The following is an 11896-nucleotide window of genomic DNA, read 5'->3' as shown; positions in this document are numbered from 1 at the left end:
TTGTTCGGTGTAAAGGATAGTATGAATATTGACTTTTCGTCTTGATGATACTTTGGGCAAGGATAGTAATACAATGTGCGGTAACGCACTAGGAGGCAACAAAAATGGAACAAGGTACAGTTAAATGGTTTAATGCAGAAAAAGGTTTTGGATTTATCGAACGTGAAAATGGAGACGATGTATTCGTACACTTTTCTGCAATCCAAAGTGACGGATTCAAATCATTAGACGAAGGTCAAAAAGTAACATTTGACGTTGAGCAAGGTCCTCGCGGAGCTCAAGCTGCTAACGTTCAAAAAACTGCTTAATCTTCAATCGTTTATACAAACAGGCTCTATATATAGGGCCTGTTTTTTTATGTTCTCTGTATAATGCTTAATAAAAAACCCTACTCAACGTTCGAGTAGGGAGGTGGTAAAAGGTAATAGAAAAAGATTTAACGCTTCAAAGGTTGTTTACAGTATAACATAATCGATTGACAAAATGCGGAATTTATATAAATTTTTTATTTTTCTTTTCAATTACAACTACTACTTTTTCTTTCTTTTGGTTACATCTCCTTCATGCAAAGTTCAACAGTATTTTTCCATTCAAACCCGGTTGTTCATAATGCTTCAACGCATCATAGAAGTCTTCAAAATCATATACTTTTTCTGGAGCATTGATGACCATTCTTCCGCTCTCAACGAGCTTAATCACCTGCGAGAAGCGATTGCGGTATTCAGAAACGGAATGTCTCTCGTTCCAAAGTCTTAAGGCGAATAATTGTGGTGACACATGGTATACATTGTGTAACTTTCGCCAATCGTTTGGTATACCTGACAACAGACCATAACTGACAAACGTTCCTTCAGGTTTTAACGTCCTCGCCAGCAGTTCGCCGCTTTCTCCTCCAATAGAGTCAATTGCATGGTCAACCCCGATGTCGCAAGCATCAGAAATCTGTTCATATATAGAACCGTTGGAAGCGTCGATGACTCTCCATGCCCCAAGTTTTTGAAGTTTTTCTATCTTGCGGCTGTTTCTTGTAATGACAATTAAACGGAATCCTAGTATAGTAGAAATTTGCGCAAACAAACCTGCAATAGATGTACCTCCGCCATTCATTAACACAATTTCATTCGGCTGAACACGCAATGATTCCGTACAAATTAGCCAGGCTGTTAATGGATTAATATACAGTTGACTGGCGTCGTGATCACTTATTGATGGAGGCAGCTCTATTGCATAATCAGCTTTGGTGGTTACATATTGTTGCCAAGTTCCCTCTCCTCTTACAGGGAGGACCCTTTTTCCAATCAATGATGGTGATACATCTTTGCCCTGATCTATGACAATTCCCACACCATCATATCCTGCAACAGCCGGCAGCTTAATTCTATGAGAATAGGCCCCTCTAATTGGAAGCAAATCTGATGGATTAATTGGACTGGCAATCATTTTAACAAGAATTTCATTTGGCTGAAGGGGAAGCTTTTCTCCGGTATATAGCTGTAATTTTTGAAGCGGATCACCAAATTCCTTATATATTAATGAAACATTATTCATGATTTGTTATTGGCTCCTTAGTTTAATACTTCTATAAATAAACTTGCACTCTTTTGAGATTATGTCAATATTGTCTTTGTTTTTAGCTCCTAGTGTAAGTGCAGCTTCTACTACAGCGCAGACACAACAAAGAAATATCACCCAGACTGTTAGCTATCCATCTGTAGGACAACTGTCTCAAAAAGAAATTCATATTATGGCGCTCATGATAATCCTAAACATCAATTATGCCAAAAAGGCGAAAAACGGTTTTTATAAAGTAGCAAACTACATTGAAAAAGTTCAACATTCAAGAAAAATGAATTGCTGCATTTATAAAAGCCGGACTTCCACCTGATGTTGTCGATTTAGTACCTATTACTTAAAGTCGCAGTCTAACTTGTCCGTAATTTCTTATAATTGTTTTATAAACAGCACAACCATATAATAGAACGAAAAAAGGATGGCGTATCATGCCGATCAATTCTTTTGAAAACTATCCGATGAGCTGGAAGCCATCGATTGATAAAACTGAAAAGCCCATTTATAAAGCACTTGCAAGGCAATTGGAGCAGGATATAGTAAACGGAGTTTTATTGCCTGGAACAAAACTTCCTCCTCAGCGGGAACTGGCTGATTATTTGGATTTAAATTTGAGTACCATTTCAAAGGCGTTTAAAATGTGTGAGTTAAAGGGCCTGTTAAGTGCAACTGTTGGGAGCGGCACATTTGTATCGTATGATGCGTTATCGAATGCGTATTTACTTGAGGATACAAAGCCAAAGCTCATTGAAATGGGCGCAACACTGCCGGATCATGCTTCTTACGAGCCGCTCATGCTCCATTTGAGCAGCATGCTGCAAGAGACAGATTATGAAAAATGGTTTGGTTATGGCCGGGCGGGCGAAAGCCTTTGGCAAAAGGATGCAGCTGTAAAGCTAATTCGAAGAGGCGGTTTTGAAACAACCGTTGAGCACATTTTATTTGCAAATGGGGGACAAAATGCGATCGCTGCCGCATTGGCGGGTCTTTGTAAGCCTGGAGACCGCATTGGTGTTGATCATCATACATATCCCGGATTAAAAACTGTTGCATCAATGCTAAGTGTGCAAATTGTACCGATAAAATCCGAGAACGGTGAAATGAAGCCGGAGTCACTTGAATATGCTTATAAAAATGAAAACATTACAGGCATTTATTTGATCCCGGATTACCATAACCCGACAGCTTCCTTTATGTCTGTAGAGAATCGAAAGGTCATTGCAGAAATTGCAAAAAAGTATAATTTGTTTATTATTGAAGATGCATCGTACCATCTTCTTGGCAAAAATCCACTTCCAGCCCTTGCATCATTCGCGCCGGAACAGGTGATCCATATCGCAAGTTTATCTAAATCATTGGCACCGGGGCTGCGACTGGCGTATGTTGCAGTGCCGTATCAATTTAAGGAGCCGGTTTCGAGGGCGCTTTATAATTTAAATATAACGGTTTCCCCGCTATTAGCAGAACTTGCTGCGCGCACGATTGTATCAAATCAATTTGAAGTCTTAATTGAGGGGCATCGTGAACAAACGATTTGCAGAAACCAAATCGCAAATCGATATTTTGCTGACTATACGTGTTTAGGTGGTGAAACAGGCATCTTTCGGTGGTTGTTGTTACCGGGTGGGATTACAGGTGCTGAATTTGAAAAATTAGCTGCTGAACATGGAGTGCAAGTGTATGCGGCTGAACGCTTCGTAGTTGGGAATAGTTGTCCGGAAAGGGCGGTAAGGGTTTCTGTATGTGCACCAGAAACGCTCGAAGAGCTTGAAAAAGGATTAATAATCCTTAGGCGCTTGCTAAACGATCTTGCCTAATTATTGTCCGCCATACAATTTCAATATTGTATGGTTTTTTTGCGCGTGTTATGATGATTCAAATCTAGTTGGAGGTTGATCAAGGAAGGCAGGTTAGATCATGCTGCACAAAGAAAGTGTAAAATCGTTAGACGTTCAATCAGCTTCATTAAAAAGCTACATTGATTCCCCAGAAAAACAAAAAACGTTATACAAGCGTACATTATTTGTTGTAAGTGTTTCACAAATTTTTGGCGGTGCAGGGCTGGCGGCAGGAATTACTGTCGGTGCCCTTATTGCTCAGCAAATGCTCGGAACGGATGCTTACGCAGGGGTCCCGACAGCTTTATTTACTTTAGGATCAGCGGGGGCAGCCTTATTTGTAGGCAGACTTTCTCAACGCTATGGTCGTCGTGCAGGCCTTTCAGCCGGTTTTGTGATTGGCGGTCTTGGAGCAATAGGAGTTATCATTGCAGCAATCATAAATAGTATTTTCTTGTTATTTGCTTCATTGCTTATTTACGGTGCTGGAACAGCGACAAATTTACAAGCTCGTTATGCGGGTACGGACTTGGCAAATCGTAAGCAGCGGGCGACTGCTGTCAGTGTGACGATGGTTATGACAACATTTGGCGCGGTTGCGGGTCCGAATTTAGTGAATGTGATGGGGGATTTCGCCCATTCTATCGGTGTTCCGTCATTAGCGGGCCCTTTCATTTTAGCCGCGGCGGCATATATCTTAGCAGGTGTTGTCCTATTCATCATGCTTCGTCCAGATCCATTAGTTATCGCAAGAACAATCGAATCGAGCAAGCAAGAGCCAAGTGATAAAGGACATTTGACAACAACTGAACACACAGAAAACAAAAGAGGCGTAATCGTTGGTGCGGCAGTTATGGTTCTTACCCAAATTGTAATGGTCGCTATTATGACAATGACACCGGTTCATATGAGACATCATGGACATGACTTGGGTGCTGTCGGTCTTGTTATTGGCTTTCATATAGGTGCCATGTATCTCCCTTCACTTGTTACAGGGGTTCTTGTTGATAAGTTGGGACGTACTGCAATGGCAATTGCATCTGGAACTACGCTGCTTCTGGCAGGCTTAATAGCAGCATTTGCACCGGGAGATTCTATGGTTCTTATCGTAATTGCTCTTTCTTTGCTGGGATTAGGGTGGAATTTTGGTTTGATAAGCGGGACTGCACTGATAGTTGATTCAACTGAAACGGCCACACGGGCGAAAACACAAGGTACGGTGGATGTTCTGATTGCGTTGTCAGGAGCTGCCGGCGGAGCATTGTCCGGAATGGTTGTGGCAGGCTCAAGTTATCTAACATTATCACTTACTGGAGGAATTTTATCCTTATTACTCATTCCTGTGGTGGCATGGTCTCGTGAAGGTAAAAGATAAGCCGGATGCATTCAATTCGGGAGTCCAAGACAAATGGCTGACATGTGGTATGGCATGTACAGCATTAGAGATCGAGTTGAATAACGGAAGATCAACATTGGGTGTTTATTTCCGTTTGCACCCAACGTGTACATGAAATGATGCAAATGAGCATAATGCACAGCAATGCCTGAAATGGAAATATGGCTACGCTTTACAGAGGGAAACCTCGTGAAGATTTAAATCCCCTCGGCTGCATCATAGGAATACCAAGGGTTTTGATGACCATATTAGTTTTTGTTAAATCAACAAAAATATGTTTTTGTGTCTAAAGGTGTCCATTAACTTAAAGTAAACATCTAATTTGTAAGTATTTTTTATTAATTCCCAAGTGTTCCTTTATGGTTGTGATTTTCTCTTTGAATTGTTAATAAAAGCACGTAAATAATCATATAGTATTTGTTTTGTTTAAAGCGGTACTCGTTGAACATTTAAATTTTTTGACTTGAAATTTCTTTGACGAAGGGGTGTTCTTTATAGTAATAGCTTTTAGTGCAGGCAGGTCGTTTGAAATTTTATACAAAACGCCAGAAATAAAAATGAAAGGAAAATCTTAAAGCAGGCAATATGCCTGCTTTAATTCAATCTGTTACATAATCTTTATAGACAATGTATTCTTTGCCGATTTTTTTCTTTCGATTACTATCTTTGTACCACTGTACATAGTCCTTTTCATACCATATACCTTTAACTTTTTTCATATATATAATTTTTGTGTAGTAAGCCATAGTAGGTGAAACACCAGCAAAATAGGAAACTAAGCCACTGCCAGCAGCTATAGCAGTTCCGGTAATAGAAGCCAAAACAGCTGCTACAGCTCCTGTATAAATTTGAGCTATTTTAGTACTCCCGTATTGGGTATGGCTATATTTCCATCCCCCTTTACCGACGCCTACACCGCTTCCCTCGGGAATCTTTGTAATACTAAATGAACCGCTGGTTGAAGTTTGATAATTATTTTGAACAATAGATTGAGTTATTACTTTTGAGCCTTGTAATCCTTCAGAATTTTTTGAGGTAATTTTAATATCTCCAGTCGTTTTGTTATAAACAGCTGTATAAGTTTCTCCTGTTTCATCAGTTACTGTTGCTGTGCGTGTAGCAACAGTATCAATAATAAATGTTCCTTTGGTGTGCATTTCTTCCTGAATTTGCTCCTTTGCATTGGCAAAAGATATAGGAAATGCTAGAGTTAATGATGAAGCTACAAGTAGAGATTTTGCTAAAACTTTCAAAATAAGATCCTCCATTCATTTAGAAATATTATACAATGCAAGCATATCATAAATTTCTATAAAAAGGAGAATTAATACTAATTATGCCATTGGAAAATTTGTTGAGTCCTCTATTGTTGTTGTTGTTATGTATAATATGCTTAATAAAATCTTTTACGTACCGTAAAGAGAATAAAAATAAGGTTATGATTTTTTTTGCTGTACTTGGAGTAGCCAGTCTAATCACATTTATTTATAAAATAGTTTCTTTATAATTTGATATCATTTATATAGTAAATAAATTGAAAAATTTTCTGATTTTAAAATAAAAATAATCCATTTTCAGATAAAGGTGAGGTGTCAAAGAAAACTATGATATTGGGAGGCTAAAGCAGGCATATTCCTGCTTTTTTTAATATTAATCTTACAGTGACATAATGAATGTGATCAATCGGGATAGTTAATATAGCAGTCAGTAGTGTGAAAGAGACTATTCCCTACAAAATTTTATTCCTCATTTAAAATAACTCCCTAATTTGAATATTATTAAAGATTAGAAGGAATGCCAGTAGTTAAGAAGTGAACGCTTTTAACTTTATAGTGGCGAACCGGAATGTGTTATTAAGCGCCCCAATACTTTTCCAGCAAACGGCATAAAAAAATGAAGAACAAGCCCTCCTAAACAAACGGTTAATAAAGTTCCGATGCCAATCGGTCCTTTTAAGATGACGGCCGCTGTCAAGAAGACGAGGTAAATGATGGTTCTCGAAACAAATATGTTGGTTCTCGTTAATTCTTTTATGATGAATGTGAATCGGTCAATTGGCATCGGAGCAAAATTTGTGTATAAGTATGTCGCGGTTCCTAAACCTGTAACAACCAAGCCGATTCCAAAACAAATCACTTTGCTCCACCATTGTTCTGGTGTGATAAAAAAGTGCAGGAAAAAAAGCCACATATCAATGCCGATCCCCGTTATAAACGCCGTTAGCATCCCTGAAACTTCCGGTCTTTGGCTTTTTAAAAAAGAATTGCAGCCTATGAATAGCAAAGCAATGATGACTTCCCAACTTCCCACAGTAAGCCCCACATGTATGGACAGTCCCACCAAAAGTGCGTCAAAAGGCGAAGCGCCAAGATCTGATTGAATCGTAAAAGCAATCCCAAGGGTTAAGATTAAAATTCCTAATACATAAAAAACATATTTCACTTAACTCGCCCTCTTTATTTTTATTGCAAATACAACAAAATTTCGGTATATTTAATGTACGCCATTTATGTTGTATTTGCAACAAAAACATGTTCGAAAGGAGTTTATGATGAAGGATATTCTTCGTGAAATTGGGATGATTGCCCGGGCTTTGGATTCTATAAGCAATATCGAATTTAAAGAACATGACATGACAAAAGGGCAATATTTGTACCTTGTCCGAATATGCGAAAACCCGGGAATCATTCAGGAGAAGTTAGCTGAAATGATTAAAGTGGACCGGACCACCGCAGCCCGCGCTATAAAAAAACTTGAAATGAAAGGCTTTATTGAAAGGAGAGATGATGAATATAACAAAAAAATAAAAAAACTCTTTCCGACGGAAAAGGGGAATGAGGTATTTCCTTTTATAAAAAGAGAAAATGATCATTCGAATCGTGTGGCATTAGAGGGGTTTTCCGAGGGGGAAGCGGAGACCATCTTCAATCTTCTTCAAAGAGTAAGAAAAAATGTAGAAAAAGACTGGGAGTTCGTGAAAAAGGGGAACAAGAGAAATTATTGACGGCATAAAGGAGCGGCAGATTGAAATGACAGTAAATATAAAAAGATGCACCCTTGAAGACTTACAAAAGCTTCAAGAAATTGGTTGTGAAACTTTTAATGAGACATTTAAGCATCAGAACTCGCCGGAAAATATGAAGGCCTATTTGGAAAAGGCGTTTCACTTAACACAATTAGAAAAAGAACTATCCAACAAAGCTTCGCAATTCTTTTTTGTCTATTGTAACAATGAAATTGCTGGATATTTAAAGGTCAATACTGATGAGGCCCAAACTGAAAAAATGGGTGATGAATCACTTGAAATTGAGAGAATTTATATCAAGAACGAGTTTCAAAAACATGGGCTTGGCAAATATCTGTTCAATAAAGCTATGGAAATTGCGAAGGAACTGAATAAAAAGAAAATCTGGCTGGGCGTATGGGAAAAAAACGAAAACGCAATTGTTTTTTATAAGAAAATGGGGTTTGTTCAAACCGGTGCTCACTCTTTTTATATGGGATATGAAGAACAAACGGACTTGATCATGACCAAAACACTCCTATAACTTTTTTGAAAGGAGGATGACGATGTATATTCCAAAATATTTTAAAGTCGAAAATGTTGATGAAATTTTGGATTTTGTCCAAAAAAACTCTTTTGGCACGATTGTTACGACAGAACAAGAGAAGCCAATCGCTACGCATTTGCCTTTGGGATTCAATAAAAAAGGTGATGATTACTATATCACCGGCCATGTCTCTTTTGGAAATCCGCAGTGGAGAACTTTTGAAACCTGTCAAGATGTGCTTGTTATGTTTCAGGGGCCGCACGCATACATTTCTTCTTCCTGGTATGGGCATGAGGATGTTCCAACATGGAATTATCAAGCCGTCCATATATACGGTCAAGCAAGCATTCTAGAGAGAGATGAATTAATAGAAGAATTAACAATTATGATGGGAAAATACGAAAAACACCGAGAAAATCCAATTTTATGGGATAACCTTTCTCCTCAACTTTTAAAAAGACAACTGAAAGCGATTGTCGGGTTTAAGATTAAGGTGGAAGACATTCAGGCTGCATATAAATTAAGTCAAAACCGAAATGATACAGACTACATGAACATCATTGATCAATTGCAAAATGAAGGAGATCCCCATGCGGAGCAATTGGCGGCAGTGATGAAAATGAGGCTGGAAAATTAAATATAAATCCACCTTCAACCCCATGCAGGAGTTAAAGGTCGGAATCAGAGCCGTCATTTATGCAGCATCTTAAAGATCGAGCGGGAAATGAAAAGGCAGGCCGAATGGTTAGGCCGAATCATCTTTGTCGAAGACTTAATGGGGTCGTAGCCCGCGAAAGTTCAAGTCTCTCGGCCGCATCATAGGAATACCAAGGGTTATGACCCCTTGGTATTTATTTATGGAGGGTTTCGACTCCATTATTTTGTTGTTGTCCCGTTTTATGAAATTATTGATTTAAAATAGGGATTTCACTAAGCAACTTCTTCAAATGAATAGAGTCCCACGGCAAATGTTCGGTTATACCTAATCCAACTACATCCGTTTCGGAAGAGAGTTCTTTCAGAAGATGAAGCAGGTGCGGCATTTGCATTGTTCCCTCAGGAGAAAAAGTTACAGGTGCTTCAGGATTGGCGAATAATAAAGAACGAAATGCCTTCGGATCAAGCACGTCTAAATCAAGGTGTATGGCCAGATACTTGATGTTGCTTTCTTTTATCCATTCTTTTATAGATTCGGTACTGGTCATTAACTTTTTAGTTCCGGCTGTTCTAATCCCAAGTCTTTTAATCACATCAGTGTCTGGTTCTGTGAAAGCTATACCTTGTCTTTGAAGTTCTTTTGATATCACTTTTGTTTCTTCTTCTGTGGGAGCTGCTAATCCCGCGATAAAGACATTTTCAGGTTTAAGGGGAATGTTCACATGTTTTGCGAACTCTTCATCTCCTTCTCCCAAAAGATTTCCGAGCGGTAATGTATGACCGTTATCATATCCGGCATATCTAACTAAATCGCTGTGAGCATCAATCCAAATTAAACCTAAGTCCCCGCCGTATCGTTCGTTTAAATAAGCAAATGGTGCTTGTTCGACTAAGCAGTCACCGCCAAACATGACAATGCGATCCGGCTTATGGGCATGAATGATATGCTGAGCAGCCTCCAATTGTTCCAGCAGTTGTTTTCTCCCGTTTATTCCGTTTTCGTTTTCAAGCGGAGTTCCATCATAAGTTTGAACCGGAACATGAATAATGGGCTGATCATTTTCAGGAGCCAGCCAAGCAAGCAGTTCCGCTCCAAAAGAGTAGTTGGGATTGTTTCCCCCTTGCCATTGCGGCATCAACAGACGTATCGTTTTTTTAGCCATGTTATCGTCTCCTTTACTTCAAATTACGGTTAGTATAAAATGAACGCAAACAAAAAAACAGTACGCACTTTATTGATAGGTACTATCCGAAAGGGAAGTGTTAATATGAGTATGGCTGAATATAAAGGCAAAGTTAAAAATATTCAAGATACACCTTTTGGCTACACATTGTCCGTGATCGGCGGCAAATGGAAAATGGTTATTATTTATCTCCTCGCGGAAAATCAACCGGTTCGCTTTAATGAGCTGAAAAGACAAATAGGGGCTATTACTTATAAAACATTGAGTTCACAACTTAAAGAATTGGAAGCGGATGGTCTGGTGAAGCGGAAAGAATACCCTCAAGTTCCCCCAAAGGTCGAGTACAGTCTCACTGGTAAAGCGGAATCACTATTGCCGGTTTTAGAGGGGTTATGTGAATGGGGGGTGAAAAACCAATAAAGTTAAGGATTCATTCATCTTGGAGAGAGAAGAATCAAATGCTTCGTTCTATTGCCGACAATCCTTTTGCCTGGCCGGGAATGTCCATAAACATTAGGGCCTTTATTTGTTATTCACCAGTTGCGAAACGGGGTGCTTGCAAAATAGCTCCAACCACTGGCACATGAATGTTCCAAGTCTAAAAGGGTTACCTTAATCCAATGTAATGATCGGTATTTGCAGCAGCCGCTTAAAAAACGTGATTGAACTTTTGAACCTAGAAAAACTGTTATGGTATATTTAAATATAACGTAAAATTTGAAATGAGGAATGGCATGAATAAAATCGAAAAACATAAGAAATTTAAAGCGAAAATGATTTTCAAAGTTATAATGGTCATGATCGGAGGAATCATAGCGGCCTATGGATTGGAAACAGTGCTGATTCCTAACAATGTATCTGATGGCGGAGTGACAGGACTCAGCATTGTTGGTTCACAACTATTTGACTTGCCGCTTGGTATACTTATCGCAGCTTTAAACATCCCGTTTGTCTGGCTGGGATATAAGCAAATCGGGAAAAGCTTTGCGTTATTATCGATTATCGGAATCGCATCACTTGCAGCAGGTACAAGTTTTATGCACCACACTCCGGCTATAATCGAAGGGGACACTTTGTTAGTCACTGTTGTCGGAGGGATCATCCTTGGTTTTGGAATGGGGCTGGCGCTGCGTAATGGCGGAGCATTGGACGGAATTGATATGCTTGCTGTGCTGTTATCGCGCAAATTGCCATTTGGAACGAGCGATCTCATTCTATTCTTTAACCTTTTTGTGTTTATTTTTGTTTCCGCTGTATTTGGCTTGCAAGGGGCATTGCTATCAGTCATCGCCTACTATATTGCGTCCAAAGTCATTCATGTTGTCGAGGAAGGATTAAGCGGTTCTAAAACCTTTCAAATTATTACAACAGAACCTGAGTTGATGGTGGAGACAATTCGCGATCAATTGGGCCGAAGTGCTACATATAAAGAAGCTTACGGTGGTTTTTCCCACGAAAAGTTTAAAGAAATTACATGTGTCATCAATCGCTTAGAAGACACCAAATTAAAGGAAATCATTAATGAAGTTGATAAAAATGCTTTTGTCACTGTATATGACGTAGCTGAAGTCAAAGGCAGTAATTTTAGAAAACCTAATATTCATTAATCAGGGATTTCCTAAGAAAAAACATACCAAAGCTTGTTGGTATGTTTTTTTATATCATGTCGGTTTCCGAACAATTTGCTAATGCTGGACAGGC

Annotated in this window: 12 protein-coding genes; 8 read left to right on the top strand and 4 right to left on the bottom strand. The window is 38.9% G+C overall.

Annotation, left to right across the window (positions count from 1 at the left end; genetic code table 11):
• The first annotated feature begins 104 nt into the window (after nt 1-104).
• Entirely contained in the window at nt 105-308 is a 204-nt protein-coding gene (gene cspC / locus M1E06_RS18670; protein ID WP_003179166.1) for a cold shock protein CspC, read from the top strand.
• A 253-nt stretch (nt 309-561) separates the two neighbouring features.
• Here the strand turns inward: cspC and M1E06_RS18665 are convergent, their stop codons facing one another.
• A complete protein-coding gene (locus tag M1E06_RS18665; protein ID WP_035337134.1) occupies nt 562-1548 on the bottom strand; it encodes a zinc-dependent alcohol dehydrogenase family protein in 987 nt (328 codons plus the stop codon).
• Between the two features lie 452 nt (nt 1549-2000).
• Between M1E06_RS18665 and M1E06_RS18660 the strand changes: the two genes are divergently transcribed.
• The gene (locus M1E06_RS18660; RefSeq protein ID WP_035337132.1) at nt 2001-3386 is read left to right on the top strand and encodes an aminotransferase-like domain-containing protein; all 1386 of its coding nucleotides are present in this window, start codon (nt 2001-2003) and stop codon (nt 3384-3386) included.
• A gap of 97 nt (nt 3387-3483) precedes the next feature.
• The gene (locus M1E06_RS18655; protein ID WP_096747893.1) at nt 3484-4782 is read left to right on the top strand and encodes an MFS transporter; all 1299 of its coding nucleotides are present in this window, start codon (nt 3484-3486) and stop codon (nt 4780-4782) included.
• A gap of 620 nt (nt 4783-5402) precedes the next feature.
• On the opposite strand, the gene M1E06_RS18650 is transcribed toward M1E06_RS18655, so the two are convergent.
• Both M1E06_RS18650 and M1E06_RS18645 read right to left on the bottom strand, forming a co-directional pair.
• On the bottom strand, nt 5403-6056 hold the full coding sequence (locus M1E06_RS18650) for a hypothetical protein (protein WP_035337128.1): 654 nt from the start codon (nt 6054-6056) through the stop codon (nt 5403-5405).
• 574 nt (nt 6057-6630) lie between these two features.
• Nucleotides 6631-7245, bottom strand: coding sequence for a YczE/YyaS/YitT family protein (locus tag M1E06_RS18645; protein ID WP_035337126.1), 615 nt, complete (start codon nt 7243-7245; stop codon nt 6631-6633).
• Between the two features lie 109 nt (nt 7246-7354).
• Between M1E06_RS18645 and M1E06_RS18640 the strand changes: the two genes are divergently transcribed.
• Genes M1E06_RS18640 through M1E06_RS18630 form a run of 3 tightly spaced genes read left to right on the top strand, consistent with a single transcriptional unit; the run spans nt 7355 to nt 8991 of the window.
• On the top strand, nt 7355-7807 hold the full coding sequence (locus M1E06_RS18640; protein WP_020450285.1) for a MarR family winged helix-turn-helix transcriptional regulator: 453 nt from the start codon (nt 7355-7357) through the stop codon (nt 7805-7807).
• Nucleotides 7808-7832: 25 nt separating this feature from the next.
• A complete protein-coding gene (locus M1E06_RS18635) occupies nt 7833-8351 on the top strand; it encodes a GNAT family N-acetyltransferase (RefSeq protein WP_020450286.1) in 519 nt (172 codons plus the stop codon).
• Between the two features lie 22 nt (nt 8352-8373).
• Entirely contained in the window at nt 8374-8991 is a 618-nt protein-coding gene (locus M1E06_RS18630; RefSeq protein ID WP_020450287.1) for an FMN-binding negative transcriptional regulator, read from the top strand.
• Between the two features lie 268 nt (nt 8992-9259).
• On the opposite strand, the gene M1E06_RS18625 is transcribed toward M1E06_RS18630, so the two are convergent.
• Nucleotides 9260-10174 carry an arginase family protein gene (locus M1E06_RS18625; protein ID WP_020450288.1) on the bottom strand — a complete coding sequence of 305 codons (915 nt, stop codon included), beginning with the start codon at nt 10172-10174 and terminating at the stop codon, nt 9260-9262.
• 105 nt (nt 10175-10279) lie between these two features.
• Here M1E06_RS18625 and M1E06_RS18620 point away from each other — a divergent pair, with 105 nt between their 5' ends.
• Nucleotides 10280-10615 carry a winged helix-turn-helix transcriptional regulator gene (locus tag M1E06_RS18620; RefSeq protein WP_020450289.1) on the top strand — a complete coding sequence of 112 codons (336 nt, stop codon included), beginning with the start codon at nt 10280-10282 and terminating at the stop codon, nt 10613-10615.
• Nucleotides 10616-10929: 314 nt separating this feature from the next.
• Entirely contained in the window at nt 10930-11802 is an 873-nt protein-coding gene (locus M1E06_RS18615) for a YitT family protein (protein WP_025810048.1), read from the top strand.
• Nucleotides 11803-11896 lie beyond the last annotated feature (94 nt).

The organism is Bacillus sp. AK124, assembly GCF_053903085.1.
The sequence above is the reverse complement of the archived record's forward strand: the minus strand, read 5'-3'. Positions and strand labels throughout refer to the sequence as shown.